Source organism: Haloferax elongans ATCC BAA-1513, assembly GCF_000336755.1.
Lineage (GTDB): Archaea > Halobacteriota > Halobacteria > Halobacteriales > Haloferacaceae > Haloferax > Haloferax elongans.
This window is the reverse complement of record NZ_AOLK01000015.1, coordinates 300,139-325,514: the sequence shown is the minus strand read 5'-3', so window position 1 is coordinate 325,514 and position 25,376 is coordinate 300,139. Positions and strand designations below refer to the sequence as shown.

The following is a 25,376-nucleotide window of genomic DNA, read 5'->3' as shown; positions in this document are numbered from 1 at the left end:
CGTTACACCCTCGCCATGTCGAATGGGAGTCCTTCCACGCCGTCGCGCTGGAAGTCCTCGATGAGTTCGTTCACTTCGTGGTACCCGAGGACGTTCTCCTGAATCGCACGACGGATGAGTTCAGCCCGGAACTTGATGTCGTCGTAGATTTTCCGCGTATCGTCGTATCCCAGGAGCGTCGCAACCTTCTGTTCCATGATGAAGGAGTTGTTCATCCCCTGGAAGACGATGTCGTCGTTGACCGGGTCCCAGTAGAACGTCTCACGAGTAACAACACCACCCATCTCCTTGGAGTACCCTTCGATTTCCTGCACACTCGTCACACGGCGCAGAATCTGGTCACCGCGTTTCACCCGGTTCTGGAAGAGTGCGATGTCACAGTTACTCATGAACGTCTCGGGGACGTTGATGGGGTCTCCGGTGAAACGCTGAATCATGGAGACGATGTCGGATGCGTGGAACGTCAGCATGACCGGGTGACCGGTCTGTGCCGCCTGGAACGCCATCCGACCTTCTTCACCACGAACCTCCCCCACGATGATGTAATCGGGGCGAGAACGCAGTGCTGCAGCCACGAGGTCGAACATGTCGACCTCGGAGTCCGAACCGCGCCCCTCGCGCGTGAGGAGTTGCTGCCACGTGTCGTGCGGCGGCAGCACTTCTGCAGTGTCCTCCGCCGTGTATATCTTCGAGTCCTGCGGGATGAACGAGAGGATGGCGTTGAGCGTCGTCGTCTTCCCCGACGCCGTCTCACCGACCACGAACACCGTACGCTCGTTCTCCAGTGCAATCCAGAGATACGCCGCGAGTTCGGGCGACAGCGTGCCCCACTTCGTAATCTGGAAGATGGAAAGCGGGATGTCGTCACCCTGACGGATGGTGAGCGACGAGCCTTTCAGCGACACGTCGTCGGAGTAGATGATGTTAATACGCGACCCGTCCGGCAGCGTCGAGTCGACGATGGGGTGAGCGTCGGAGACGGGGTCACCCATCCGCTCACCCATATTGCGAAGCCAGTTGTCGAACTGCTCTTCGTTGTCGAACTCGACGCTCGTTTCGAGCAACCCGAACGTCCCGTGGTCGACGTCGACCTGGCGGGGTCCGATAACGTGAATGTCCTCGTTCTCCGGGTCGCGCATGATAGGTTCGAGCGGCCCAAGCCCGACGATGTCGCGGACGAGGCGGTATCGTATCTTGTCGTAGACGTGCTCGGTGACTTCGATGCCACCGACGTCGAGGCGCTTGGCGACCGACCCGAGCGGGCCACGGTCTTCGCCCTCGATGTGGACGATTTCTTCGAGGAGTTCGTCGATTCGCTCCTCGTAGTCTGCGTTCTCCTCGGGAGCCGGCTTCGACACACTCCGTTCGAGGAGCTTGTCTTTGACCCGGTTGAAGAGTTCGAGTTCGTCGTCCTCCATCTCCGGTTCGATGGTGTAGTACTTCGTCGTCTCACCGAAGTTGCCGTATATCTGGCAGAACACGGGCCCACCGAGGTGGTAGATGATGTTGGGGCGCCGTGACTCGTAGTCTCCCGGCTCGTCGACGAGCATGGGGAACTCACCCGTAATCTGGCGGAACCGCTTCAGGTGGTCCCGCAGGTGCGGCCACTGCATCGCCAGCCGCTTGAGGTCGTCCGAGAGTTTGGCGGAGCCGTGTTCAGTCGCCATTTATGCAACACTCCTCGATTCGATGACGATGCCGATTCCAGAGCGGACGGAGAAACCAACGCGGTCACCGACCTGCTGGCCCATCCCCGCGAAGCGCTTCACGAAGATGTTCCGGCGAACGTCGTTTCCGACCTCGACCATCTCGAGTTCGAAGTAGACGTCGGCAATCGACCGGAACGGGCCGATTGAACTGTCGTCGACCGACGAAGGGTCGACGGTCAGGATAATCGTTTTGCCCTTCGTCGTCAGCTCCCGGAAGAAGGAGATGATTTCGAGGGCTGCCTGCCGCTCTTCGTTCTGACGGACGAGCGCTTCGAACTGCGGGTCGTTGCGGAGAATCGCATCGAACGTGTCGATGATGATGACGTCCGCTTCCCACATCGTCTCTGCGTCCATCAGCCGGCGGAGCAACTGCTTGCGCTCCTTGTCGCTCTTGCCGGAGAGCGTCCCGCCGCTGTCGATTTCTGCCTGCAGGAACACGATTTGTTCGTTCAGCAGGTGTTTGACGATGTCGTACGACAGCGAGTGCATCTGGTCGAGGAACCCTTTGACACCCAACTCAGTAGAGATGAGCGTCACGATGGCATCCTCTTCACAGAAGCCGTAGCTAAATCGTTGCGACAGCACGCTCTTTCCGGCACCGTAGTCGCCCTCGATGAGGACGATAGCGCCGCTTGGAATGCCGCCGCCAAGCTCCTTTTCGAGACGGTCGTGCTCGTTCAGTCCGAGAGAGAATTGATTACTGCTCATGTTCGGAATTCAAACACCTCCTCGTCACCGTCGACGATGAGTTTCAGACGGTGGTCGCCCGAGTTGAGTGCGACGCCGATGTCGACTCGCACTACGTTGCTCGGACGCCACTCGGCTCCATCGACGACCGTGACAGTGACGTCGGTTTGGTACTCTGCGTCCACGATGACGTCGAAGCCTTCGCTGGTCGCGGGGAGCGACCGGACACCGGTGTTCTTGACGTACACGGAGAGGTTGTCGTTGCCGTCGTCGTAGATACCACCGCCCTCCGGGTCGCTGATGACTTCGATGTCGGTTCTGATGTCTTTGCTCACGTCGCCACCGCGCTCGTCAAGCGAGCTACTGATACCAGTGACGGTGTCGATAAGGACACCGGCAACACCGGCGGCGACGACGATACTGGCGATGAACAAGATGAGACTCGGCACGGAGATGTCTGCCATCTAGCTCACCACCACCGTATCTGCCGTTGCAGCGACACCGCTCCCAGTGACGATTTTGACTCGAGACGGTGTCGTGGTGGTCGTGTAGTTCATCGTCAGGTTCTGTCCGGCGTACCACAGGCTCGTCGTCTGGTCGCCATCGACGCTCGTGGTATTCGGGGTCGTGTGCGTGTTATCGACGAGTAACGTCGTCTCATTGACGTCGAGCGTCGTCGCACCATCGTTCGTGACGTTGACCGAGAGCACATCGCTCGTCGAGTTGTACGTCGCATTTGCGATGGTGACTTCGGTGTTCGTCCGCTCGAGGGCGCGTTCAGATTCGGCGTCCCGCGCGTCGAGGACGTTCTCTGCGGCGTTAGACGTCGCCGTGTAGAGGGTCCCCGTGGCGATGAGGACGCCGAGGAAGATAATCGCCGTCGAACCGCTAACACCGAATCCCATCCAGACCCCCTCCGTAGGCGACCAACTCTTCGAACAGTTGTCCGTCCGGACCGTCGTCGGCAAGTCGGCTGATGTAGGCGAGACTCGTCTGGTGGTCCTCGATGTGAAGGTCGGTCTCTTCGACGTCGTCGATAGACGCCGCGAGCTGGGCGACGTGGGTATTGAGTTCGTTCTCGACAGCGCGCGAAATCCAGTCCTGCTCCCTGTACTGGCGAAGCGCGCGCGACGCACCGAGTGCGCCACCTGATTCGACAAGCGTCTCGACCCACTCGAGGACGAGTACTTCCGAGACGTAGTTCGCTGGCAGACGGGGCAGGTACGCATCGGACGCTGCCACGTCGGCAGCCGTGGGCTCCGGCTCTGGCTCTGGTTCCGGCTCGGGATCGAGTTCCTCTTTCGCCATCGCAGCGGAGGCGTACTCCGCTTCCAGCTCGTCGAGCGTCTTTTTGACGTCGCCGATGTCGTCGGCGTCGTCGTCGGACTCTGCTTCTGTTTCTTCCTCTTCGTCTTCCGGCTCGGGAACCAGTTCCTCGTCGACGAGTTCTGCTTCTTCTTCGGGTTCCTCGTCGACTTCTTCGACGACATCCTCTTCGAGGGAGTCGTCTTCGAGGGGGTCGTCTTCGACTTCGTCGAGTTCCGGTTCGTCCGCAACGTCGAGTTCGTCTTCTTCCGCCTCTGCCTCGACTTCTTCCTCTTCGTCGTCCCAACTGCCTTCCTCTTCGTACTGCTCTTTGAGGTCGTCGAAGCTTGCGCCGCCCGCACCGCCGCCAGCATCGTCTTCTTCCTCTTCGTCGCCCTCTGGCATTCCGCCGCCCATCGCATCGTCTTCGAGTGCCTCTGCCGGGCTCATCCGCTCGGATTCAGCCAGTTCGTCTTCGGCAGCACGTTCGGCTTCTTCTGCTTCGGCTTCCGCATCGAGTTCGCCGAAATCGTCGTCGAAGAACGTCTCGGCGTCGGCACTCGCAACCTCTGGGTCGAGGTGTTCGTCGTCTTCTTCTTCGCCTTCGAACAGCCCGAAGGCTCCGCCCGCGTCGAGTCCGCCCATCTCTCGGGCGTCGTCGACAAACGGGTTGATTCCGCGAGTGACCATCTCATAAATGTCGAGAAGCTTCCGAATCGTATCGTCTAGCTCCTCGACGGTCTCGCCGATTTGTTTGTTCTCTTCGCGAACTGTGTTCATCCCGGACGAGATGGCGCTAACTTCGTTCTCGAGTTCGCCGATTCGGTCCTCGAGTTCTGCGATTTCCTCGTTGTTGTTTCCGTCGTCGAAGCCGCCGAATTCGTCGTCTTCGAATCCGTCGTCGAGGTCGTCGCCGAAGTCACCAAACTCGTCGGAGAGATCGTCTATATCGTCCTCAAATCCAAGTCCATCATCTGATGACATAGTTTCCTCCTCGGTGTCCGTGTGGTCCCCGGCGTTCGCCTCGTCTTCGTCCACCTACTCGATTGTGGTGGGTGCCGCACCTCCGCGTTGGGGGCTGGGTGACCCGCACCAGCAGGGAGCTGTCACCCTTCCGGTCGTCGGACAGGCCGGGACGGTCCGACACACTCGGGGGAGCAGGTAACATTAGTCCAACCTACGTGAGTTGGTACAAGAAAGTTCCCGTCCCGTTATCAGTCGAGATATTTTCTTCTTGTGTATTTCTGTCTCAGTGGATTTGTAATAAATCCTGCGGCGAACAAACGAACGGTGAGAAGAATTATCCGGCGTCGGAACGGATGGTCGTTCGACAACCAACACTCGCCATAACACAACCATGACAGAACTAGTCAAAACCGGTGTTGAAGGACTCGACTCCATCCTGAACGGCGGGATCGTGAAGAATGCCGCGGTACTCATCAGCGGCAACCCCGGTACCGGGAAAAGTATCCTGGGGCTGCAGTACCTGTATAACGGCGTCGACCAGTTCGACGAGGGAGGCATCTACCTGACGTTCGAAGAGACGGAAGACGACATCCAGCAGGCGGCTGAATCCATTGGCTTCGACCGCTGGCAGGAGTACGTGGAATCGGGGCGAATCACTGTCTACGACAAGCACGCGCTCCTCCGAGACGGCGACTTCTCCTCGACGCTCGACCGCATTCTCGACGACCTGAGGGACACCAACTACGACCGACTCGTGCTCGACTCGCTTACGATGTTCCAGCTCTTCTTCGAAGACGAGAAGGACCAGCGCCAATACCTCCTGAAGTTCATCGACATCCTGAAGGACAGCGGCCTCACGTCGCTTCTGACCACCGAGCAATCGGCTATCTTCCCGGAGACGGACATCGGTCTCGAGAACTTCCTGACCGACGGGAACATCTACCTCATTCAGAGTCCGGCTGGTGCGACGAGCAACCGGTACATCTGGGTCGCGAAGATGCGTAAACAGAGCATTAAAAACTCGATGTTCCCCCTCGAAATCGCACAGGGTGGCATCAAAGTCTTCGAGCAGGCGGCAGGCTTCTCGATGGTCGGGGAGTCCCCGCCGTGGTTCGGCGAAGAGACCGAATAACGTAGCGACCCTTCTTTTTGTATCCTCACCGCGCGACAACGGCAGCGATTGCTCAGCGTGACTCACTGCTGGGATGCGTTCAGGGGGGACACGTCTGTCGGTGAGCAGCGACGCTGGCTCACTCGCAAGCTGTGGCACTCGTGTGCGTTCGCTCACTTAGTTCCGCCACCGAACCAGCGTGGTTCAGCGTACAGCTGAGTGCTGCCGCTAGTCGGTGTGAAAATAGGAAAATTCGAACGGAGGTTTGTCAGTCGCGCTTAGAGCTTGACCGGCTTGTCGGTCTGCTTGCCAGCCAGCTGCTGCGGCATGGTCAGGATGACCGTGGTGGTGCCGCCGGTGCGCGAGGTAATTTCGAGACGAACCGTTTCGCCCGTTTCGAGACCGTCGTTGTCGTCAGCTGGCGTTTCTGCTTCGATAGCGCCAGCGTTGATGACGACTTCGTAGCGGTCACTCATGCTGTTGAGGACACCGAACGAACCGTCGTCGTCGGTGATCTCTTTGAGAGCGAACTCAGACCCAGTGGACGTCGCGCCCGAGGAGTTGTTCGTCAACTGCTGGACTTCGCTACCACTGAGGTACTTGATCGAGGTCTCGTTCATGTCGACGCTGCTCGAACCAGCGGCGAGGCGAACGGACATGTTGATGTACTTGATCGTGCTGTTGTTGCCGACCACACCGTGGCTGTTGAGCACTTCGACGCGGTTCGTGACCTTGTCGACGGACTCCTGTCCAGCGTCTTCTGCCGTCGCCTGCAGGAAGCCTGCAGTGTTGACGAGCACACCGGCTGCGATAGCCGCAACGAGGACCATCGCGATGAAGACGATGAGGGTCCCGATACCGACCTGACCGCGCTTGTCGTTAGTAATATTTTCGAACATTAATTCTCCTTAGAGTGCAACCGGGTCGCCGTCTTCCTTACCAGCCAGCTGCTGCGGCATGGTCAGGATGACTTGCGACGTGCCGCCGTTGCGGGACGTGATTTCGAGCGTGACGGATTCGCCGGTCTGGAGACCGTTCTTCGAGGTCCCCTCGACGACGGACGTGTTGATGACGACCTCGAAGCGGTCAGCCTGACCGTTGAGGATCGGGAACGAGGTGTCGTCGTCGGCAATCTTGCGGACTGCGAACTCGTCCGTCGTGGCGTTCTCCCAGTTGATGTTGTCAGCCGTGACAGAGTTGTTGTTAGTCAGCGTCGTCGCCGTGTCAGCGCTGAGGTACTTGATACTCGTGTTATTCAGTGAAACAGAACCGGAACCGGCCGCCAGGCGGACGGTCAGGTTCACGTTGTCGACCGTCGACGGGGACGAGGCGTTGACGACACCGTGAACGCTGACGACGTCAACGCGGTTGGTGACCTTGTTCACAGATTGCTGTCCGGCGTCCTCGGCGGTGGCTTGCAAGAAGCCAGCCGTGTTCACGAGGACACCCGCCGCGATTGCGGCGACCAAAACCATCGCGATGAAGACGATGAGGGTCCCGATACCGACCTGACCCCGGTCTTCAGTGATATTTTCGAACATGGGTTGTCGTGGGCGGTCCCCCTCTCGCAAGAGAGGGATGACCTTCGTCCAATCACTTGGGCAGGTGGTACATAACGGTACGGACCACAATATCAGAGCTGATATTGGTAGTTGGTATGAGGCTAATATTCTAATTCTTCGCACACGCACGCACGAGAATTGTGTGTCTGCGTACCAGTGTCTCGATAGGTACGTACGGCGGACTCTCACACGGGTGGACTACTGAGATGTCCGCAACGGATACCCGAATACGGAGTCAGAAAAAGTGAATCAGTCCTGCGTGATCTTCCGCCAGACGTCGTCGAGCTTGTTCTTCACTTCGGGGCGCTCGGTGACGCTCACGGTGTAGTCGTCTCCTTCGAATCGAACCACAATCTCGTCGACTTCCCGCCGGTAGACGTTCGTACGCCGATGCTCGTCAGAGAGAACCCTGTCGTGGAGTTCGAGTAGCCCCGCCGCCGTTAGTTCCTCGATGCGACGGTAGCACGTCGCGATAGGAATGTCGAGCATTTCACTGAACTCTTGTGCCGAGTGCGGCTCGTCGGCTGCCCGGAGGATATCTGGGTTGTACTCGTTTCCCAGTGCAGAGAGGGTCCTGTCAGACTCCATAGATAGAAATTTATCGGTACGCACGGCTTGTCAATGTGTTGGTTACTGAGTTGGCAGATTCTCAGTACCAGTACTGGGTCTCGTCGGGTGTGGCGATGGGATTATATTTCGCCGCATCGTCATTCCACCGATGGCCGACGACGAGCGTCCGCAAAGACACCCACGCGAGCAAGGAGTCGTCGCCGCGGAAGAGTTGGATATCGACCGCGACGAGCGGGTTGCTCGGATCGAATCGGGGAGATACGTCATCGCCACTGGGGACGCTACAGCACCAGACCCCGCTGAACTCGAATCAGAGACGGAGTCTGACTCGGACGCAGCGTCCGAACGTGATACCGAAGGTGACCGACCGGAAGACGAACCCGAGACTGATGACGACGCTGCTCCTGTCGCGGACGAGCAAGATAAACCGACAATCAAGCTGCCGAAGGACCCGCGCAAGCGCGCAATCGTCGCGCGCAAGCTAATTGCCGAGCGAGTCGGCGCGGCAAACGCCGACCACGCATTCGCCGTCACCGCGCTCGTCGACGGGTCGGTCGAACAGCACGAATCCGTTTCGAACGAAGTGACCGACGTGTTCAGGTCTCTCTTGTTGTGGTACGCCGAGGTTGTCGGCGACGACAGTACACCACTGGACGAAGTACTCGGTATCCTTCTTCTCGCATCGGAGGTGCAGGTGACATACCCCGGGCGGGCAATCGAAGCCCTCGCTGCTGCGAACGGACTCAAACGAACTGACTCTATCGGAGATCTCCTCGACGCCGTCGACGAATCTGGTGCGTCGTTCCCTCCCTGACAACGTCCCCCCTGTCTCGCTCGCTGGCGACAGTCGACACCTGCCAACCACCCGACGAGATGGGGTATCGTCCACTGGATTTCCTCGTTTCGTATCAGGGATGATAATGGGGTGGAAGGGTTTATGGTGTGATTTTTGGAAAAATGGAGGTATGGCAAGCAAGGTACTGGTCGTGGACGACTCTGCGTTCATGCGGAACCTCCTGAAACAGCTTCTTGAGGGCGAACACGAAGTCGTCGGCGAGGCCGAAAACGGCGTCGAGGCGGTCGAACTCTACCGTGAACTCGAACCCGACGTCGTCACGATGGACGTCGTCATGCCGATTCGTAACGGCATCGAAGCGACTTCCGAAATCAAGTCTCTGGACTCGAACGCGTCGGTGATCATGTGCACGTCAGTTGGACAAGAAGAGAAGATGCGCGAAGCCGTCGAGGCAGGTGCTGATGGATACATCACCAAACCGTTCCAGAAGCCGAACGTCCTCCAGGCTATCGCAGACGTCATCCAGGCTGAGGCATGAATCTCGACGTACGTTCGCTTCGAACGTTTAGTCGTCTTGCCCACTCGGGCGCTGAAAAAGCCGCTGGCTCGTTGACGACGCTCGCCGGTATCGACACGTACGTCAACGTCACCAAGGTCGAACTTGGAACGAAGACAGACGTCGAACAGGAGTTCGCCGAACGCGACCTCGTGAGCGTACACATCGGCTTCAGCGGTGGATTAGATGGTCGGACCGTGTTGGCGTTCTCCCCCGAATCAGCCGAGCGTCTCGTCGACGCACTGATGCCTGGGATGGACGGTGCCGAGACTGGGTCCGAACTCGCGACTAGCAGTCTGAAAGAGGTCGCAAACATCATGCTCGGTGGGTTCATCGACGGGTGGGCCGACTACCTCGATACGACTGTCGACATCACGACGCCCACGTACGTCGACGACGACAGCAACAGCCCGCTCGAAAATCTCGAGTCTGACGGCTTCGAACACGAAAGCGACAACGAACACATCCTCGTGTTCCGAAACCAACTCGAAGCCGCCGACGACGCAATCGAGTTCGACCTCTACATGGTCCCGTCGCCCGACTCCATCAAGACCATCACCGATGCCAGCGGACAGCACGGCGCGTTGCCGGTTCAGTCGTTCGCTGCGTTCTCCGACATGATCGCCGACGGTGCAGATCAGGCGTCGGCCGACATCACCGCGATGACTGGCATCGACACGACTGTCGAGGTGAGTCGGATGAGTTTCGTCCCAATCGAGGGTGTACCAATGTCGTTGACGGATTCAGTCCGTCGTGGTGTCGTCTTGGAGTTCTTCGGAACGCCGAGTGGCTACATCGCCATCCTGTTCGACGAACCCTCTGCCGATAACATCGCGAGTTCGCTTCTCCCCGGCATGGAAGGCGACGAAGCGATGCGACAGAGTGCAATCCAAGAGATTGGGAACATCGTGACGTCAGGCTTCCTCGACGGGTGGGCGAACACGCTGGGGACGACGATAGACATCTCGCCCCCGAAGCACGTCCACGACATCGGTTCGGCTATCGTCGACCCGCTGGCAACCGAACTCGCACAGTCACAAGAGTACGCGTTCCTCATCGATTCGACCATCCGAACGGACGACGACGAGTTCACCTGCGACATCTACGCGCTTCCGAACGAGGAAGAACTCAGGAAGGCGCTCGAACAACTCTCACCCGCGGTCTGAACTGCCGCGGAGGCACCCCCAAGTTATGCAAGTATACACCACGGACACGACGTCCACCCACTCGGCCCGAATCAAAGTGGGAATCGCGGATTACGCCTTTGGTACTGACGGTAATACGTTGACCACGAGCGGCCTCGGTTCCTGTATTGGCGTCGCACTTTACGACGCTGAGGCGGGCGTTTCCGGACTCGCACACGCGATGCTTCCGGAAGCAGACCCTGATGGCGACCCGGCGAAGTTCGCTGACACGGGTATCGAGGCACTTCTGGCCGAGATGCGAGACGCAGGTGCCGACACATCTCGCATCATTGCCAAACTCGCAGGAGGGAGCGCAATGTTCGATTTCGATTCGAGCGACGGCGGGAAGTCGATTGGAGAGCGAAATGTCGAAGCGGCACGGAAGACATTGGAAAAACACGATATCGACATCGTCGCGGAAGACGTCGGTGGCTCACACGGACGCTCACTCGAACTCGACGGGAAGACGGGTGACCTTCGAGTCCGAAGCGCCAAGACTGGCGACCAGACGCTGTAAGGTATCGTCCGGGCACCCGAACGCTCATTTTCAGCCGTCAGTCACGTTGTAGCGACACAGTACTTGCACGGACTGACGAGGCTGTGGACACAGAGGGAGCGATAGGGAGCCACGTCGCTCTCATATCTCGTCTCGCGGAGACTGTCCTTCGAAAAAGAATTTCTGAACCCACTATCATAATTGATACCAGATTGGGTAATTTTATATCGCCGCCTTCGAATCGGGTAAACGACACGGTACGACGAACGCGTGTGACACCACGGACGGCGCGCTGCGCCTTCCAACCCAAGTCGGGGGACTTGGGGGGTCGTACCGTCGCCGTACGAGGTAATCTATGTATCTGGACCCGGACGACTACGACGCACACGAACTCCGACGCATCGCCCGTGATACGCAACGCTCCCGTGATCGGACCAACGGTCACCTAGAGGACCGTAGCCCATTCCGATTCGACAACCCGCTCTTCGACAAGGGGCGACGACCGGCGTCGGAGGCACTTCGTTCGAGTCAACTCGAACAATTGCTTCTCCACCAATCGCGTGGGGAAGACGACAGCGTCACGAAACCCTACCTGAAGTCCCTGCCAGACAAATACGGCGCAGAGCGCGTCGTCTTCGACTGGCTGGAGTTCCTCGTTCTCAAAGGCGGGTTCAAGCGCGCGATGGACGCGTTGCAGTACTACCAGACTGTCGGGTGGCTCACCGACGACGTCGAAGAACGGCTCCGTGACTACCTCCTTGGGTTCTCTGCGGAGGTCGAAGACCCCACCGAACTCGACGTCGACGACCACCTTCTCAGCCTGGTGTACGTCGCACGGCTCGCGTCGATGGTCTGAGTTACTGGACCGGGCCCAGTGTGTTCCCTCGTCCAAATAGATAGCAATCTATCATTTTTCGACTCACCGATACATCTTTGACAGTTGCGTCTGGGTGATAACGTATGCCAGAGGAATCCGAACAATCTGATGCATTCGACACCGAATCGGGACCAGTCCCAATCGGTGTAAAACTTGGAAGCACGCGAACTGTGCTCGCGTACCCCGACGAAGACGGGGGCGTCGAGACAGTTCGGACACTCACCTGTCTCGCGACGTACGAAGATGCGCTCACCGGCGACGAGCGCGTCCTGTACGGCGAGGAGGCGGCACGACAGTACCCAGACCGTGTCCAGTTCATGCTCCGGTCTGGACTCCCAGAGGACGCCGACCGGGCGGAACTCACGAAACAGTTCTTCGAAGAACTCTGTCGCAGTCGGGACCTCCCAGAAGACAGCGCGGTCGTGTACGCGATTCCAACCATCGACAACGCGCGCGGCCTCTCGAACCTCAACGACGTCATCGAGGGGAGCAGTATCGGTGGCGCGCTCGTCCGAAGCTTCCCCGAGTCGCTCTGTGGGGCCATCCCCGCGATGGGCGACGACCTCGAAGCGGTCGACGAAATCTTCATCTCCGTCAACCTGGGTTCGACCAACCTCGAAGCGTGCGCGTACCGACACGGTGAACAGTTGTCTCCCTTCGTCTCCGGGGCGGCGACTGGAAACGAGGTTGACCGTCAAATCGCGAATGCAGTCGAAGAAGAGACGCAAGGTCGCGTCAACATCGACCGCACCACGGCACGGGAGTACAAAGAAGAACACGCCGACTTCAACTCGTTTGAGGCGTTCACCGACATCATCCAGCAGCCCGGTGGCGGCTCTCACGAGTTCACTATCGAACGGAGTGTCATGGAGCCGCTCGACGACTACCTCGACCAGGTGGTCGACGAACTCGCCAACAACTTCCTGTCCGAACTCGCCAACACCCACATGAAGCCGTACCAACTTGCGCTCTCTCGCCCAATCGTCCTCACGGGCGGGATGACGTGTATCCCCGGCCTCGTCGAAGAGTTCGAGACGCGCCTGAGCGAGGAACTGGGCCGTGACATCGACGCGACCACCGCGGAGCGTCCCGACCTCGCTGCGGCTGAAGGCGCGTACCGTATCGCGGGGCAGCTGGCTCGGAACCTCTGAGACTTCGTATCTAAGGTCCCGATTTTTCACTAATCAGACTCGACCGACGCCGTTTCCTGTACCGTTGCCTTGCCGTCGACGCACCGGAGACTAACGATAGCGACAGTCCCTCTGGGTTCGTTCTCGACGAACCTGAGTCGCCCGTGTGACCGGTCGACAATCCAGCGAACGAGCCACAGGCCGAGGCCGCTGATGTGCTGAAGCGGCGTCTCGATTCCTGACTCGAGCACCGAGAGCTCGGCGTCGGGAATACCTGGTCCGTTGTCTTCGATGTGAATTTCGACGAAGTCGTCTGACGGCGCTGCCATCTCGACGGAGACACTCACTTCCGGGAGCACCCTGTCGTTGTGTTCGATGGCGTTGTCGATGAGGTTCTTGATAGCCGACTCGATGAGGTCATCAGCGTAGACCCACTGCTCGTCCGGGAGGTCACGATGTACGATTGCCCGTGGATAGTTGGCGTCGATGCCGTCGAGTTCCTTCTCGATTCGTTGGATGACCTCGACTTGTTCGAGCTCAGCGGTTCCACGGTCGAGTGTCGTGTCGATGTGCCGCGTCTGCTCGCCGAGCTCGACCAGTGACGACGCCTTCCGCTTTATGGTTCGGGCGTGGTCTTTCGACTCGGCGGGGATGCGCTCGTCAAGCAGCAAGTCGGCGTGGCCGAGAATGACGTTCATGTCGTTCCGCAGGTCGTGGCGAAGCACGCGGTTGAGCACGCGAAGGCGCTGTTCGTATCGATACCGGTTCGTCACGTCCCGCGAATTGAGAACGATTCCGTTGACCGAGGGGTCGTCGAGGAGGTTGACGCTGACTGTCTCGAACCGTCGCCACGTGCCGTTTTTGTGGCGAATACGGAACTCGGAGCGGACGGGTGAGTCGCCTTCCATTACTTGCTCGAAGTCCGCTCGGACCTGTTCTCGGTCGTCGGGGTGGACCAGAGAGAACACCGACTCACCGACGAGTGACTCCGGACAGAATCCGAGGACATCTTCCATAGACGGGCTCGTGTACTGTCGAACACCATCCTCGTCGAGAACTGTGATGATGTCTCGCGAGTTTTCGATGAGTGCGCGGAACTCCTCTTCGGTCTGCCGCCGTTCGGTCACGTCGTGGAAGACCAGAAGCTTCGCCCGGTTTTGCGACTGTTCGCTCACTGACCCGGAGCGAACCTCGAAGTATCGCTTATCTGCCCCGTCGCCGACGGCGGCTTCGAGTCGGTCACGCCCGTGGAGGACCTTTTGGACCACGTCGGGGCTCTTGATGACGTCGAGGACGGGTTGGCCGATGCATTCGGCTGCGGGGTGTTCGAGGACCGACGCCGCGGACCCGTTTGATTCGACGACCCTATCGTGGTCATCGAGGACGACGACGGCGTCACGCATCTCGGAGATGATGGCATCCCGTGCGATGGGCGTCACGTCGAAGAGACGGTACCGATACAGCGCCCACAGGATGATGCCAGCGCTGACGCCGAGTGACAGTGGAACCGGATCGATTGGCAGCGCTGGGTCCCAGAACAGTTTCCACGCCAACGCGAGGAGCGGAATCACGCCTGTCCCCACGAGAATCGCTGCTTGGCGTTGGTGGACGCCGTCGCTGCTCAGGAAGGTCTTTCCGATGACACTGACGCCGATGATGGAGGCCGCAGCGACGTAGCTGACGTGTCCGACCAACAGTGGGTCTGCATCGGTCGTGAGCCTGACCAGCATGCCCGTGCGAAGCAACTCGGGCGGAACGAACAGCCCGTGTGAGTCGCTCGTCAAGGTGAGCGCGATAGCGAGTGCTGGTTCGACTGCTAGGAAGGCGATGACCCGACGCGTGAGCAGTTGGTCTTCGCCCGCGTAGACGAGCGAGAACACGAGCCAAAACGTCGGAAGCGTCGCTGCGCCGACCCAGGCGATTCGCGCGTAGAAGAGTTCACCTGCCGGTGACGTCGAAAGCAACTGGAATCCGTACGCAGTCACCCAAAGCGCACCGGAAAGAGAGAGGAGGGCAAACGGTATTCTAACGCGACGAGAGTACAGACGGAACCGCCCCAACACGACGATAGTGACCACCCCAGCGAGGACGCCAGAGGTGAACAGTGCGTACAAAAATGGCGACTGTTCGAAGTAGGTCATGGGTGGGTCGTGCGATGCATAGCAGTGTCTGATGCGATTTCGATAATCCGGTGTACCTCACACCGGGACGATATCGAAGCTGTCTCTAGAGTGTGACTTAAGCGGTTCGCCTCTGGTATCAAAGTTGATATCGTCTTATTCGACAAACTGCGTCGGTTTCGAACCACTTTCGGCCGTGTTCGGACGTGAAAACCGTCAACGAAGCGTCGAAACTGCCACTCGCGGTAGCCCGAACGCTTAATTCGGAGAAACGCACATCGACCTGTATGCCGCTCGACCCGCGTCAATATAATGTCAACGAACTCCGTCACGCCGCTCACGGTCGGAACCCAGCGGAGTTCGATTGGGTCGACGCACCAGTCGACAAGGAGTGGAACGACGTCGCGTACCAACGACTTCTCGCAGCGACGGCAGAGGTCGCATCTGACGGTCGTCCGTATCTCGATTCGGTACCGCACACCCCGAGTGCGGAGCAGGTACTCCTCGATTGGTGTGTCCACCTCGTCGAACGACTCGGTGGGCGCGGCTCACTCGAGATGGTCTCGTACTACCGAGATATCGGGTGGGTCGGCGACGACGCCCACGATACGATTCGAGAGCGCATTCTCTCGTTTACGACTCCGACAGATTTCGAGGACGCACCGACAGAAGAAGACCACGTACAGAGTCTCTCGTACGTGGTTCGCTTGTCGTCGATGGACGACGAGTAAAACGAGACGTGCGGGCCGCGGGGCCTAAAGGCCGAGATTTCGGCCGATGACCAGATGTTGTATCTCGCTCGTTCCCTCTCCAATCTCCATGAGCTTCGCGTCGCGGTAGAACCGCTGCGGGGCGAAGTCCGTGGTGTACCCGTAGCCGCCAAGGACTTGCACTGCGTCTTCGGCGACTTCTCGTGCCGCCTCACTCCCGTCGAGCTTTGCGAGCGCGGATTCGAGTGAGACGCGCTCGCCCTGGTCGTACTTCGTCGCAGCCTTGTGTGTGAGCAGGCGGGCGCGCTCGGTCTTTCGGTACATCGAGACGAGTTTGTCGCGGATGGCGTCGAACTCGGAGATAGACTGCCCGAACTGCTCGCGCTCTCCGGCGTACTCCTTTGCGTGGTCGTACGCTCCTTGTGCGAGTCCGACCGAGAGCGCCGCGATAGAGATACGGCCGCCGTCGAGCGTCTTCATCGTCTGCTTCCAGCCTTCGCCTTCCTCGCCGAGGAGTCTGTCTTCGGGAATCCAGCAGTCGTCGAACGACAGTTCACAGGTCGGCGAGCAGTTCAGACCCAGTTTGTCCCAGACGGTCGTCACTTCGAAGCCGTCGTCGTTCTCTGGGTCGACGATGAACGTCGAGATACCGTCGTACCCTGCGCCGGGTTCGGTGACCGCCTTCACGAGCACCGAGCCCGCGACGTTCGCGTTCGTGATGAACTGCTTCGTTCCGTTGAGGACGTAGCCGTCACCCTCGCGCTCGGCGATGGTGTCCATGTTGCTCGCGTCGCTGCCGGAACCGGGTTCGGTGAGTGCCCATGCACCCATGTGCTCGCCCGTCGCGAGGGGGCGGAGCCACTTTTCTTTCTGTTCTGGCGTCCCGAACATGTCGAGTGGCTTCGACGCGAGGCTGACGTGAGCAGCGTAGGAGAGACCGATACCGCCGGAGACGCGGCCCAGTTCCTCGACGACGAGCGCGTACATCAACTGGTCGCCGCCGAGACCACCATACTCAGCGTCGACGGGGACACCCATGACGTCCAGTTCGGCCAACTGGTCGAAAATCTCCTGGGGGAACCGGTGTTCGTCCTCAATATCCTGTGCGATTGGGGCAATCTCCTCCTCACAGAACTCGCGGACGGTGTCACGAATCATCCGGTGCTCGTCCGGAATGTCGAAATCCATGGTGGCAATTTTCGCGTCCGAGACATAAAGTAATCGAACGACCATGTAGAATTCTGGGCACGTCCGCGCCCGGTGCTAAGGCGCTTCGAGCCAGTCGGACCGCGAGTCCCACACCATGGGAACGGCCAAATGGCTCTTTTGAATCACTCTCGGATATACTCGTATGTACGACCATATCCTCTTTCCGACAGACGGGAGTGACTGTGCCGACGCGGCGCTCGAACACGCCATCGAGCACGCACTCCAGTACGATGCAACGTTGCACGCACTCTACGTCGCCGACGTTCGCGAGGTCGGCCACACCGCACCCGCACTTTCGCCCGACCGAATCAAAGACGCGCTGTTCGACACTGCGAACAACGTTCTCGAAGACGTCGCGAGCAAGGCGCGAGCCGAGGGCGTGGACATCGAGACAACCATCGCCGAGGGGACACCGGCCAGCGTCATCCTCGAACACACCGAGCGCGACGAGGTTGACCTCGTTGTGATGGGAACCCACGGCCGGAGCGGACTCGACCGGTACTTGCTGGGCAGCGTCGCCGAGCGTGTCGTCAGAGGATCTTCGGTCCCCGTGTTGACGGTGAGACAAGCCGACGAATAGCCCACGCTCTTAAGCCACCCCTCGTCTTACGAGGGTGCATGGACCTCCGCCGGCTCGTCCGCGGCCGTGTGGGGTGGCCCCGTCTCGAGGCGGTCGCCCGCGAACTCGCACGGCGGTACGACCGAGACACCCTCTCCATCCGCTTTCTGGAGGCGGACAACTGGCTTTCGACCCCGATGGTCGTCAACGACGAGTGGTTCGTGAAGGTTATCTCACGACAGAACTCGCTCGTTCACTCGCTTTTCACCACGGGGCGGAATCTCGGTGCGTTCTCCAGCGGGACAGAAGGCTTCTTCGAGCACTTCGGGACGCCTCTGCAGATGGCCGAACACGAACTCGAAGCGACGAAGCACCTCAGAGACATCGGCCTACAGGCACCGGCACCGGTCGAAGCCTTCGAAGTCGAGGGGCTGGGCGTTCTCGTCCTCGAATATCTCCCGAACTTCCACACCCTCGATTCGGCCCCGCGAAGCGAGATTGTCTCGTTGGCCCCTGAGCTGTTTGCGTCGCTCCGCCAGATGCACGACAACCACTTGGCCCACGGCGACCTTCGAGCCGAGAACGTCCTCGTCCGCGACGATGGTATCTACTTCATCGACGCGACGAACGTCAACGACGAGGGGATGCACGACGCGCGGTCGTACGACCTTGCGTGCGCGCTCGCCGCGCTGGAACCGCTTATCGGCCCGAAGGAAGCAGTCGATGCGGCCGTCGAATCGTACGGAACAGACGCGCTGCTCGATGCGGTCGACTTCCTCGATTTCGTCAACATCCGCCCCGACCACGACTTCGACGCCGCGGCGCTCAAAGGGCAGATAGAGACGCGCGCGTCCTGACGACTCGACGGAGACAGCACGCCCGTTTCGTGCGAAAAAATGGTCGCGGCGGAGACGTTCCTTACAGGTCTTCGACGCCCTCGTAGTCCGCACCACCCATGTAGAGGCGCGAGACTTCGGGGTCGTCGAGGAGTCCGTCGGCGTCGCCCTCGTAGGCGACTGTCCCCTGGTCGAGGACGTAGCCGCGGTCGGAGATGGCGAGGCCCTCGCGAGCGTTCTGCTCGACCATGAGGACCGCCGTTCCGAGTTCGTTCACCTTCTGTACGTCTTCGAACACCGACTGCACGATGTTCGGTGCGAGGCCAGCGGACGGCTCGTCGATGAGGAGCACTTCGGGTTCCATGACGAGCGCACGCGCGAACGCGAGCACCTGTCGTTGACCACCCGAGAGCGTCTTCGCCTTCGCGGTCCGCTTTTCGTCGATAATCGGGAACTGGTCGTACAGTTCCTCGATTCGCTCGTCGAGTCCTCCGGAACGGGCGACACCGCCCATGCGGAGGTTCTCCTCGATAGTGAGCGACGAGAACACGTTGTCAACCTGCGGGACGTATCCCATGCCGGTTCGGACGAGGTCAGCAGGGTCTTCGCCGGTGATGTCTTTTCCGGAGAGGTCCACCGAGCCGGTCCACGGCTTCAGGAGGCCGAAGACGGTCTTGAGGACCGTCGACTTCCCGGCACCGTTCGGGCCGATGATACAGACGATTTCGTCGTCGTTGAGGTGGAGATTGAGGTCGCGGAGGACCTGCACTTCTCCGTACCCGCTGTCGACGCCGCTCACGTCGAGTGCTCGTTCCGTCATGGGCCAGCACCTCCGAGGTACGCCTCGATAACGCGGTCGTCCGTACGAACTTCCTTCGGCGAGCCTTCCATCAGTACGCGCCCCTGGTCGAGGACGATGATGGGGTCGGCGAGGTCCATGATAAATGGCATGTCGTGTTCGATGATGAGGAAGGTCTGACCCTCCTCGTTGAGTTCGCGGATGAACCGCTTGATGTCGTTTGCGAGTGTCGGGTTGACACCGGCGACAGGCTCGTCGAGGAGCAGGATGTCGGGATTCGTCGTGAAGGCCCGCGCCAACTCGACGAGCTTCAACTGCCCACCGGAGAGGTCAGTCGACGGTTGGTCGATGAGGTGGGAGATTTCGAAGCGTTCGAGCAGCTCTTCTGCCTGTTCGAGGTTCGCGCGCTCTTCTCGGGTCACGTCGTCCGCCGAGAAGAAAAGCGGGAAAATCGACTCACCGGTCTGTGGACCGGGGCCGACGAGCATCGCTTCGCGGACGCTCATCCCTTCGAGGCGACGTGGCGTCTGGAACGTCCGAACGAGTCCTTCGTGGGCGCGCTCGGGCGGCGTCATGTCGCTCACGTCAGTCTGGTTGACGAACACGCTCCCTGCGTCGGCCTCGTAGAACCCGGAGATGAGGTTGAACAGCGTGGACTTCCCCGCGCCGTTCGGGCCAATCATCCCCGTGATGGTTCCGCGCTCGATTTCGATGGAGACGTCGTCGGTGGCGACGAGCCCACCGAACGCTTTCTCAAGTCCTCTCGTCTTCAATACCGGGTCGTCTTTGTCGAGATGTGCGCCCTCGTAGACGCCGTCGTTGCTCATTGGTTCTCACCTCCGTCGGACGGTCCGCCCGACGTGGTGCCGTCTGTGACGACACCTCCGTCAGAGGCTGCAGCACCGCGGCTGGCGGCACTCGATTCCTTCTGCGCCGACGGCCAGATGAGCTCGTCCTTCGGTGGAAGGAGTCCATCCTGCCGGTAGCGCATGATGAGGATGATGAGGATGCCGACGAACAGCAACCGAAGCGGTGCCACGTCGAGTCCCAAGTTGCCGATGAAGGCGATGTCGTTGAGGAAGCGCGACCCCTCACGGATGGCGATGACGACGGCTGCGCCGACGACTGCCCCGCGGTTCGACCCGGTCCCGCCGAGGATGACGGCAATCCAGATGTAGAACGTCGTCAGGGGAACGAGGTCGGAGGGGTCGATGTAGAGGTTCAGATGCGCATAGAACGCGCCAGCGATGGCCATGACGACGCTGCCGACGACGAACGCCTGCATCTTGAACCGGTAGGTGTCCTTGCCGAGCGCCTTCGCGAGGTCTTCGTCGGACCGGATGGTCCTGAGGACGCGCCCCCACGGCGACCGGTGGATGCGCCGGAGGAACAGGTACGTCAGCGCGAGGAGGACGACGACGATGCTCGCCGTCGTCGCGGCGCTGGTCAGCGGGAGCCACTCAAGCAGCGACGGGATGCCGCTGATACCGCTGGACCCCGCGGTCCACTGACGCTCGTTCAGGATGATGAGGCGGATGACCTCCGCCAGTCCGAGACTGGCGATAGCGAGGTAGTCCTCGCGCAGGCGGAGCGTCGGGATACCGATGAGTATCGCGACGAGCGCACTCACGACGATTGCCGCGAGGAAGCCGAAGATGGGGTGGAGTCCCATTCCGAGCGGCGAGTTTGGCGCGGTCAAGAGCGCGGCGCTGTAGGCACCGAGCCCCCAGAACGCGGCGACACTGAAGTTAATGAGACCCGCGTACCCCCACTGGACGTTGAGGCCCAACGAGAGCAGTGCATACATGCCGACCAGTGCGACCTGGAACAACAGGAACCGCGGGCCGATGACGCCGGCGAAGACGCCGACGACGAGCAGTGCCGTAATGATAGCGAGCGTCGCGAATATACGCCGCTCTGTCGGGTCGCGAACCAGTGTGTCGTTCACCCAGGTTGCGACGCTCATCCGCTCTCACCCACGATTCCGCTCGGTTTGACGAGCAAGATTGCGACCATGATGACGAATGCAACTGCAGCGGCGTACCGCGACCCGACTGGGATGATGCCCCACTGATTGAACAGCGGAACGAGTTCGTGAACCATCCCGATGACGAGGCCGCCGAGCATCGCGCCGTAGACCGACCCGATGCCGCCGAGGATGACGGCCGCGAACACGATGAGCAGGATGTCGAAGCCCATGCGCGGCCGGACGAGTTCTTCCAATCCGAGGAAGACGCCGCCCGCGGCGGCGAGTGCGCCGCCGATGAGCCACATCGCGATGATGACCTCGTCGGTTCGAATCCCACTAACTCGTGCGAGGTCCGCGTTGTCGGCGGTCGCGCGCATCTTCCGTCCCAACGTGGTTCGCGTCAGGGTCAGGTGGAGTCCGGTTACGAGCACCGTCGCGAGGATGACGACGACGAAGTTCCGCGGCGTGATCGCGACGCCGAACGACTCGCGAATCCACGGAATCGGTCCCTGTCGGGCGACGCCGTAGCGCTCGGAGTCAGACCCGAACGACAGGAATATCGACGCCCGGTAGACGAGCGCCACACCGATACTCGTGATGAGTAGTCCGATAGACCCCGAGTCTTCCATCGGTTGGTAGATGATGCGGTCGGTGACGACGGCGATGACTGCTGCGGCGACCATCCCGAATGCGAGCGCGAGGAAGAACCACAGCGGGAGGCCGAACAGGCCTACATCGCCGAGCATGGGGCGGAAGATGGCCACCGAGAACAACCCTGAGAATGCCCCGACGGTCATCAGGTCTCCGTGAGCGAAGTTCGCGAAGTCGGCGATGCTGTAGACTAACGACAGGCCGATGGCCGCGAGCACGATGATGCTCGAAAACACCACGCCGTTGACGATATATTGGAAGGGGCTGATTTGAAGTGGTATCACTGCGCCACCCCTCCGAAATCGGTCAGTTGGCGCTCGGTCCCTACGTGCATGTCTAGCTGGTGATGTAGTCGCCGAATTCGTAGCTGTGGTCCGCGACGCTGTAGACTTGGTAGAAGCCCGGCGGGTCGCCGTTCTCGTCGAGGTCGACAGGACCGCTGACGCCCTGATAGTTGATGTCGCTCGCCGAGCCTCCGTCGCGGAGTATCTCGACAGCCTCGGCGAAGTTGAAGACTTCCTCGCCATCTGGCCGAGTCACGTCGCGGACGACTTCCGCGAGGGCGTCACTCGAGAATTCGCCAGCGGCCTCGATGGCGAGTGCGGCGACGGTGACAGCGTCGTAGGCGTACGCAGACCACACTGTCGGCGACGCGTCGTAGGCCGATTCGAACTCGGAGACGAAGTTCTGGTAGTTGTCTTGGTCACTCGGGGCGCTCTCGGTGATACCCTTCATGCCATCCATGCTGCCTGCCGGGGTGTTCTCGATGATGGAGTCGGCGATGGTCGACTCGGCACCGTAGTAGTCGACTTGCGTGTTGTAGCCCTGGTCGAACCCTTCGTTGGCCATCACGGTGAACTCGTTCGCGTAGGTGATGAACACCCACGCAGAGGCGTCCGTCGAGGCCATCTCGGTGAGAATCCCACTGTACGACGACTGCCCCTGGTCGTGGGGTTGGTTGTATTCGACGGTCCCGTCGAGTTCGGATTCGAACGTCTCGGCGAACACGTCGGAGAGGCCGGTCCCGTAGTCGTTGTTAATCCACGTCACGGCGACGGTGTCGTGGCCGTCATCGTTGACGAGGTTGGCGAGTGCCTTCCCCTTGGCTGCACCGGACGGGCTCATACGGAGCAGTTCCGGGCGCGACGTCAGTTCGGGACTCGTACTGTTCTGGCTGATTTGGACGACACCGGAGCCCTTCACGACACTGTCGTGGATGGCGATGGAGACACCGGACCCGACAGACCCGATGAGCAGTGGGACGCCGTCTTGATTGACGAGCTTCTGCGCCGCGTTGACGCCGCCCTGATTCGTACTCTCGTCGTCCTCGACGGCGATGTTGAGTGGCGTCTCGTCTTCGCCGATACCGACTTCGTTGATTGCTTCGACTGCCAGCTTGCGACCGCGCGTGTTCCGTTCACCATACGGCGCGAGCGACCCTGTGAGCGAGTCGACCATCCCGATGGTGTAGGAAGACATGCTTCCACCGTCGTCGCTTGCGGTTGTGGTGTCCTCGCCGTCGCCGCCGTCACTACCGCCACCGCCACCGTTCGAGTCGGTGGGTGTCGATTCCTCGTCGCTTTCGAGACAGCCCGCGGTTGCCCCGACGAGTGAAAGACCTGACAGCTTCAGCAGTGTTCTACGATCCTGTCTTGCGGTATCATAACAAGGAATCCTCAACGATTGTCGTAGATATACCTGTAACCGCCCATGGTCGGTGATAGCTTGATCCAAGCTCTGTCGACCGATTACGTGTTTTGATTCGATAATTTCCGGGCAGAATAATTTGGTAGGGATACCCTTTAGGCACACACTCAAAGTAGACCGATTCGATGATTCCCCCCATCGCGAACAATTTCGTGGCGGGTGAGACGGCTGACGACGCGCTCTCGCACGTCGAGTCGCTGAACCGTGACGGCATCTGTGGAATACTGAACCTCCTCGGAGAGCACTACAGTGCTCGCCAAGGAGCCGACGAAGACGCAGCCGCGTACGTCTCGCTCGTCGAACAACTTGCAGCGTCCGGCCTCGATGGCTGTATCTCCGTCAAGCCATCGCAGATTGGACTGGACGTCGGCGACGACGTGTTCCGCGAAAACCTCGACCGCATCGTCGGTGCCGCCGCAGAGGACGACGTATTCGTCTGGGTCGACATGGAAGATTATACGACGACTGACGTAACGCTCGACGCAGTCGACGACCTCGGACACCAGACCGACGGCAACGTCGGCGTCTGTGTGCAGGCGAACCTGAAGCGAACGCCCGACGACCTCGAACGCCTCGCGGACGTCCCTGGAAAGGTCCGTCTCGTCAAAGGTGCGTACAACGAACCGGCGTCGGTCGCCTACAAGAAGAAAGCGAAGGTCGACGAGGTGTACAAAGAACTGCTCGAATACATGTTCACCGAGTTCGACAACGGCATCGCCGTCGGCAGCCACGACCCATCGATGTTGTCGCACGCACACGACCTCCACGGACAGTACGGGACGCCGTACGAGGTTCAGATGCTGATGGGCGTCCGCGAAGACGCACAGCGTGACCTCGTCGCCGACGACGTCGAGATGTGGCAGTACGTCCCCTACGGTGACAAGTGGTTCCAGTACTTCTACCGTCGCGTGCGCGAGCGCAAGGAAAACGCGCTGTTCGCGCTGCGCGCAGTTACCGGTATCTAAGCGGGCGATTCAGCTTTACTGAGGATCCAGCAACTTCGCTTCCGCTTTCCTGAGATGTTCGAGTAGCGTGGTCTTCGAGATGTCCATCTTGGACGCGAGTTCTCTGGTCGATATCTCGCGGGGCCACCGGTAGTACCCCTCCTCTCTGGCCAGTTCGAACGCCTCACGTTGACTCCGGGTGAGCGTGTCTAACCGCCGACCCCGCTCGGGCTCTGCGCCTTCTGTCGAGGAGATGGAGTCGACGCGGATGTCGGCGTTCGTGCAGTCCATCACCTTGTCGATGCGACCCTGTATCTCGGTGCGCTCGCCGGCGAACCAGACCTGCCACTTCTCGCGACCGCCTTCGATTTGTGTAGGTGCGCTGTGAACGAACCCCTGTTCGAGGAGTCGCGGGCAAATCATGTCGCTCGGGTCGTATTCGAGGAAGAACTCGCGCGCGACCGACCCGGGTGCGACCCGTCGGCCGCGGGGGTCGAACCGCTCTTGGAGCTCGAGAACGTCGCCGGTCAATTCCGAATCGGCAATCGTATCCAAGAGCGTCTCGACCTCGTCGATAGATTCGCCGTAGGCCGTAAAGAGTCCGTTTGCCCGTTCGATTCCTGCCGTCGGCGCGTCGTAGATTGCGTGTGCCAGTATGCCGCCTCTGTGCTCGTCTGTGGCCTCTATCGCCCAACAGTTCGGATGCCAGAGGTCGAGCGTCAGGCGCGTGCCCTGCCCAGCCATGCGCTCGCTCATATGGCGGCATTGTAGACGAGGATGTAAGACGTTGTCTATGCTCACGACGGAAGAATGGTTTCTAAACAAACAGGATGCTCGTCGAACTATGACGATAATACATCATAGTAGAAAACACTTCCCTCCCATGGACGGTGACGGGGTTATTAATGTAAGTTCCGCAAATA

The 25,376-nt window shown here is 60.0% G+C and carries 27 protein-coding genes; 11 read left to right on the top strand and 16 right to left on the bottom strand.

Annotation, left to right across the window (positions count from 1 at the left end; all coding sequences use genetic code 11):
• Nucleotides 1–2: 2 nt before the first annotated feature.
• From C453_RS08320 to C453_RS08300, 5 genes are read right to left on the bottom strand one after another with little or no spacing between them, the layout of a single operon-like run.
• A complete protein-coding gene (locus tag C453_RS08320; protein ID WP_008323837.1) occupies nt 3–1,667 on the bottom strand; it encodes a type II/IV secretion system ATPase subunit in 1,665 nt (554 codons plus the stop codon).
• Complete coding sequence (locus C453_RS08315; RefSeq protein ID WP_008323836.1) at nt 1,668–2,417, bottom strand: ATPase domain-containing protein; 750 nt, start codon at nt 2,415–2,417, stop codon at nt 1,668–1,670.
• On the bottom strand, nt 2,414–2,860 hold the full coding sequence (locus C453_RS08310; protein WP_008323835.1) for a fla cluster protein flaG: 447 nt from the start codon (nt 2,858–2,860) through the stop codon (nt 2,414–2,416). The genes C453_RS08315 and C453_RS08310 overlap by 4 nt, the downstream gene beginning before the upstream one ends.
• Entirely contained in the window at nt 2,861–3,301 is a 441-nt protein-coding gene (locus C453_RS08305; RefSeq protein WP_008323834.1) for a fla cluster protein flaF, read from the bottom strand. It abuts the gene before it with no gap.
• On the bottom strand, nt 3,285–4,685 hold the full coding sequence (locus C453_RS08300; RefSeq protein WP_049907609.1) for a flagella accessory protein C: 1,401 nt from the start codon (nt 4,683–4,685) through the stop codon (nt 3,285–3,287). Before C453_RS08300 ends, C453_RS08305 begins: the two co-directional genes overlap by 17 nt.
• A gap of 373 nt (nt 4,686–5,058) precedes the next feature.
• Here C453_RS08300 and C453_RS08295 point away from each other — a divergent pair, with 373 nt between their 5' ends.
• Nucleotides 5,059–5,799, top strand: a complete 741-nt coding sequence (locus tag C453_RS08295) for an RAD55 family ATPase (protein ID WP_008323830.1) — start codon at nt 5,059–5,061, stop codon at nt 5,797–5,799.
• Nucleotides 5,800–6,056: 257 nt separating this feature from the next.
• Here C453_RS08295 and C453_RS08290 read toward each other — a convergent pair whose 3' ends face one another.
• The 3 genes from C453_RS08290 to C453_RS08280 all read right to left on the bottom strand — a co-directional run bounded on the left by C453_RS08290 (nt 6,057) and on the right by C453_RS08280 (nt 7,928).
• Nucleotides 6,057–6,677, bottom strand: coding sequence for an archaellin/type IV pilin N-terminal domain-containing protein (locus tag C453_RS08290; protein ID WP_008323829.1), 621 nt, complete (start codon nt 6,675–6,677; stop codon nt 6,057–6,059).
• A gap of 9 nt (nt 6,678–6,686) precedes the next feature.
• Entirely contained in the window at nt 6,687–7,319 is a 633-nt protein-coding gene (locus C453_RS08285; RefSeq protein WP_008323828.1) for an archaellin/type IV pilin N-terminal domain-containing protein, read from the bottom strand.
• Nucleotides 7,320–7,589: 270 nt separating this feature from the next.
• The gene (locus C453_RS08280; protein ID WP_004043733.1) at nt 7,590–7,928 is read right to left on the bottom strand and encodes an ArsR/SmtB family transcription factor; all 339 of its coding nucleotides are present in this window, start codon (nt 7,926–7,928) and stop codon (nt 7,590–7,592) included.
• Between the two features lie 130 nt (nt 7,929–8,058).
• On the opposite strand from C453_RS08280, the gene C453_RS08275 reads away from it, so the two are divergent.
• The 6 genes from C453_RS08275 (at nt 8,059) to C453_RS08250 (ending at nt 12,970) form a co-directional block, all read left to right on the top strand.
• Entirely contained in the window at nt 8,059–8,724 is a 666-nt protein-coding gene (locus C453_RS08275; protein WP_008323827.1) for a DUF7500 family protein, read from the top strand.
• A 151-nt stretch (nt 8,725–8,875) separates the two neighbouring features.
• The gene (gene cheY / locus C453_RS08270) at nt 8,876–9,244 is read left to right on the top strand and encodes a chemotaxis protein CheY (RefSeq protein WP_007539578.1); all 369 of its coding nucleotides are present in this window, start codon (nt 8,876–8,878) and stop codon (nt 9,242–9,244) included.
• Entirely contained in the window at nt 9,241–10,428 is a 1,188-nt protein-coding gene (locus C453_RS08265) for a chemotaxis protein CheC (RefSeq protein WP_008323826.1), read from the top strand. Before cheY ends, C453_RS08265 begins: the two co-directional genes overlap by 4 nt.
• 25 nt (nt 10,429–10,453) lie before the next feature.
• On the top strand, nt 10,454–10,963 hold the full coding sequence (locus tag C453_RS08260; RefSeq protein ID WP_008323825.1) for a chemotaxis protein CheD: 510 nt from the start codon (nt 10,454–10,456) through the stop codon (nt 10,961–10,963).
• A gap of 334 nt (nt 10,964–11,297) precedes the next feature.
• Complete coding sequence (locus tag C453_RS08255) at nt 11,298–11,798, top strand: FlaD/FlaE family flagellar protein (RefSeq protein ID WP_008323824.1); 501 nt, start codon at nt 11,298–11,300, stop codon at nt 11,796–11,798.
• A gap of 104 nt (nt 11,799–11,902) precedes the next feature.
• Nucleotides 11,903–12,970 (top strand): acetate and sugar kinases/Hsc70/actin family protein, encoded by a 1,068-nt coding sequence (locus C453_RS08250; protein WP_008323823.1) that lies wholly within the window; start codon nt 11,903–11,905, stop codon nt 12,968–12,970.
• Between the two features lie 29 nt (nt 12,971–12,999).
• Here C453_RS08250 and C453_RS08245 read toward each other — a convergent pair whose 3' ends face one another.
• Nucleotides 13,000–15,090 carry a histidine kinase N-terminal 7TM domain-containing protein gene (locus C453_RS08245; RefSeq protein ID WP_008323820.1) on the bottom strand — a complete coding sequence of 697 codons (2,091 nt, stop codon included), beginning with the start codon at nt 15,088–15,090 and terminating at the stop codon, nt 13,000–13,002.
• Between the two features lie 266 nt (nt 15,091–15,356).
• Between C453_RS08245 and C453_RS08240 the strand changes: the two genes are divergently transcribed.
• Nucleotides 15,357–15,800, top strand: coding sequence for a FlaD/FlaE family flagellar protein (locus C453_RS08240; RefSeq protein ID WP_049907608.1), 444 nt, complete (start codon nt 15,357–15,359; stop codon nt 15,798–15,800).
• A 24-nt stretch (nt 15,801–15,824) separates the two neighbouring features.
• Here C453_RS08240 and C453_RS08235 read toward each other — a convergent pair whose 3' ends face one another.
• Nucleotides 15,825–16,967 carry an acyl-CoA dehydrogenase family protein gene (locus tag C453_RS08235; protein WP_008323818.1) on the bottom strand — a complete coding sequence of 381 codons (1,143 nt, stop codon included), beginning with the start codon at nt 16,965–16,967 and terminating at the stop codon, nt 15,825–15,827.
• 163 nt (nt 16,968–17,130) lie between these two features.
• Between C453_RS08235 and C453_RS08230 the strand changes: the two genes are divergently transcribed.
• Together C453_RS08230 and C453_RS08225 are read left to right on the top strand one after the other, a co-directional pair.
• Complete coding sequence (locus C453_RS08230; RefSeq protein ID WP_008323817.1) at nt 17,131–17,568, top strand: universal stress protein; 438 nt, start codon at nt 17,131–17,133, stop codon at nt 17,566–17,568.
• 38 nt (nt 17,569–17,606) lie between these two features.
• Nucleotides 17,607–18,404: an RIO1 family regulatory kinase/ATPase domain-containing protein gene (locus C453_RS08225; RefSeq protein ID WP_008323816.1), complete on the top strand. Its 798-nt coding sequence runs from the start codon at nt 17,607–17,609 to the stop codon at nt 18,402–18,404.
• Between the two features lie 61 nt (nt 18,405–18,465).
• On the opposite strand, the gene C453_RS08220 is transcribed toward C453_RS08225, so the two are convergent.
• Genes C453_RS08220 through C453_RS08200 form a run of 5 tightly spaced genes read right to left on the bottom strand, consistent with a single transcriptional unit; the run spans nt 18,466 to nt 23,281 of the window.
• Nucleotides 18,466–19,203 carry an ABC transporter ATP-binding protein gene (locus C453_RS08220; RefSeq protein ID WP_008323815.1) on the bottom strand — a complete coding sequence of 246 codons (738 nt, stop codon included), beginning with the start codon at nt 19,201–19,203 and terminating at the stop codon, nt 18,466–18,468.
• Nucleotides 19,200–20,009 (bottom strand): ABC transporter ATP-binding protein, encoded by an 810-nt coding sequence (locus C453_RS08215; RefSeq protein ID WP_008323814.1) that lies wholly within the window; start codon nt 20,007–20,009, stop codon nt 19,200–19,202. Before C453_RS08215 ends, C453_RS08220 begins: the two co-directional genes overlap by 4 nt.
• Entirely contained in the window at nt 20,006–21,148 is a 1,143-nt protein-coding gene (locus tag C453_RS08210; RefSeq protein WP_008323813.1) for a branched-chain amino acid ABC transporter permease, read from the bottom strand. The genes C453_RS08215 and C453_RS08210 overlap by 4 nt, the downstream gene beginning before the upstream one ends.
• Complete coding sequence (locus C453_RS08205) at nt 21,145–22,086, bottom strand: branched-chain amino acid ABC transporter permease (protein ID WP_049907581.1); 942 nt, start codon at nt 22,084–22,086, stop codon at nt 21,145–21,147. Before C453_RS08205 ends, C453_RS08210 begins: the two co-directional genes overlap by 4 nt.
• A gap of 52 nt (nt 22,087–22,138) precedes the next feature.
• The gene (locus C453_RS08200) at nt 22,139–23,281 is read right to left on the bottom strand and encodes an ABC transporter substrate-binding protein (protein WP_008323811.1); all 1,143 of its coding nucleotides are present in this window, start codon (nt 23,279–23,281) and stop codon (nt 22,139–22,141) included.
• Nucleotides 23,282–23,634: 353 nt separating this feature from the next.
• Here C453_RS08200 and C453_RS08195 point away from each other — a divergent pair, with 353 nt between their 5' ends.
• A complete protein-coding gene (locus C453_RS08195) occupies nt 23,635–24,474 on the top strand; it encodes a proline dehydrogenase family protein (protein ID WP_008323810.1) in 840 nt (279 codons plus the stop codon).
• A gap of 15 nt (nt 24,475–24,489) precedes the next feature.
• Here the strand turns inward: C453_RS08195 and C453_RS08190 are convergent, their stop codons facing one another.
• Nucleotides 24,490–25,209, bottom strand: coding sequence for a helix-turn-helix domain-containing protein (locus C453_RS08190; RefSeq protein WP_008323808.1), 720 nt, complete (start codon nt 25,207–25,209; stop codon nt 24,490–24,492).
• Nucleotides 25,210–25,376: the final 167 nt, after the last annotated feature.

Bases quoted from the DNA above. Each gene is read 5' to 3' on its own strand.
- C453_RS08320 (WP_008323837.1), bottom strand. From the start codon at position 1,667: ATGGCGACTGAACACGGCTCCGCCAAACTCTCGGACGACCTCAAGCGG.
- C453_RS08315 (WP_008323836.1), bottom strand. From the start codon at position 2,417: ATGAGCAGTAATCAATTCTCTCTCGGACTGAACGAGCACGACCGTCTC.
- C453_RS08310 (WP_008323835.1), bottom strand. From the start codon at position 2,860: ATGGCAGACATCTCCGTGCCGAGTCTCATCTTGTTCATCGCCAGTATC.
- C453_RS08305 (WP_008323834.1), bottom strand. From the start codon at position 3,301: ATGGGATTCGGTGTTAGCGGTTCGACGGCGATTATCTTCCTCGGCGTC.
- C453_RS08300 (WP_049907609.1), bottom strand. From the start codon at position 4,685: ATGTCATCAGATGATGGACTTGGATTTGAGGACGATATAGACGATCTC.
- C453_RS08295 (WP_008323830.1), top strand. From the start codon at position 5,059: ATGACAGAACTAGTCAAAACCGGTGTTGAAGGACTCGACTCCATCCTG.
- C453_RS08290 (WP_008323829.1), bottom strand. From the start codon at position 6,677: ATGTTCGAAAATATTACTAACGACAAGCGCGGTCAGGTCGGTATCGGG.
- C453_RS08285 (WP_008323828.1), bottom strand. From the start codon at position 7,319: ATGTTCGAAAATATCACTGAAGACCGGGGTCAGGTCGGTATCGGGACC.
- C453_RS08280 (WP_004043733.1), bottom strand. From the start codon at position 7,928: ATGGAGTCTGACAGGACCCTCTCTGCACTGGGAAACGAGTACAACCCA.
- C453_RS08275 (WP_008323827.1), top strand. From the start codon at position 8,059: ATGGCCGACGACGAGCGTCCGCAAAGACACCCACGCGAGCAAGGAGTC.
- cheY (WP_007539578.1), top strand. From the start codon at position 8,876: ATGGCAAGCAAGGTACTGGTCGTGGACGACTCTGCGTTCATGCGGAAC.
- C453_RS08265 (WP_008323826.1), top strand. From the start codon at position 9,241: ATGAATCTCGACGTACGTTCGCTTCGAACGTTTAGTCGTCTTGCCCAC.
- C453_RS08260 (WP_008323825.1), top strand. From the start codon at position 10,454: ATGCAAGTATACACCACGGACACGACGTCCACCCACTCGGCCCGAATC.
- C453_RS08255 (WP_008323824.1), top strand. From the start codon at position 11,298: ATGTATCTGGACCCGGACGACTACGACGCACACGAACTCCGACGCATC.
- C453_RS08250 (WP_008323823.1), top strand. From the start codon at position 11,903: ATGCCAGAGGAATCCGAACAATCTGATGCATTCGACACCGAATCGGGA.
- C453_RS08245 (WP_008323820.1), bottom strand. From the start codon at position 15,090: ATGACCTACTTCGAACAGTCGCCATTTTTGTACGCACTGTTCACCTCT.
- C453_RS08240 (WP_049907608.1), top strand. From the start codon at position 15,357: ATGCCGCTCGACCCGCGTCAATATAATGTCAACGAACTCCGTCACGCC.
- C453_RS08235 (WP_008323818.1), bottom strand. From the start codon at position 16,967: ATGGATTTCGACATTCCGGACGAGCACCGGATGATTCGTGACACCGTC.
- C453_RS08230 (WP_008323817.1), top strand. From the start codon at position 17,131: ATGTACGACCATATCCTCTTTCCGACAGACGGGAGTGACTGTGCCGAC.
- C453_RS08225 (WP_008323816.1), top strand. From the start codon at position 17,607: ATGGACCTCCGCCGGCTCGTCCGCGGCCGTGTGGGGTGGCCCCGTCTC.
- C453_RS08220 (WP_008323815.1), bottom strand. From the start codon at position 19,203: ATGACGGAACGAGCACTCGACGTGAGCGGCGTCGACAGCGGGTACGGA.
- C453_RS08215 (WP_008323814.1), bottom strand. From the start codon at position 20,009: ATGAGCAACGACGGCGTCTACGAGGGCGCACATCTCGACAAAGACGAC.
- C453_RS08210 (WP_008323813.1), bottom strand. From the start codon at position 21,148: ATGAGCGTCGCAACCTGGGTGAACGACACACTGGTTCGCGACCCGACA.
- C453_RS08200 (WP_008323811.1), bottom strand. From the start codon at position 23,281: ATGTCTTCCTACACCATCGGGATGGTCGACTCGCTCACAGGGTCGCTC.
- C453_RS08195 (WP_008323810.1), top strand. From the start codon at position 23,635: ATGATTCCCCCCATCGCGAACAATTTCGTGGCGGGTGAGACGGCTGAC.
- C453_RS08190 (WP_008323808.1), bottom strand. From the start codon at position 25,209: ATGAGCGAGCGCATGGCTGGGCAGGGCACGCGCCTGACGCTCGACCTC.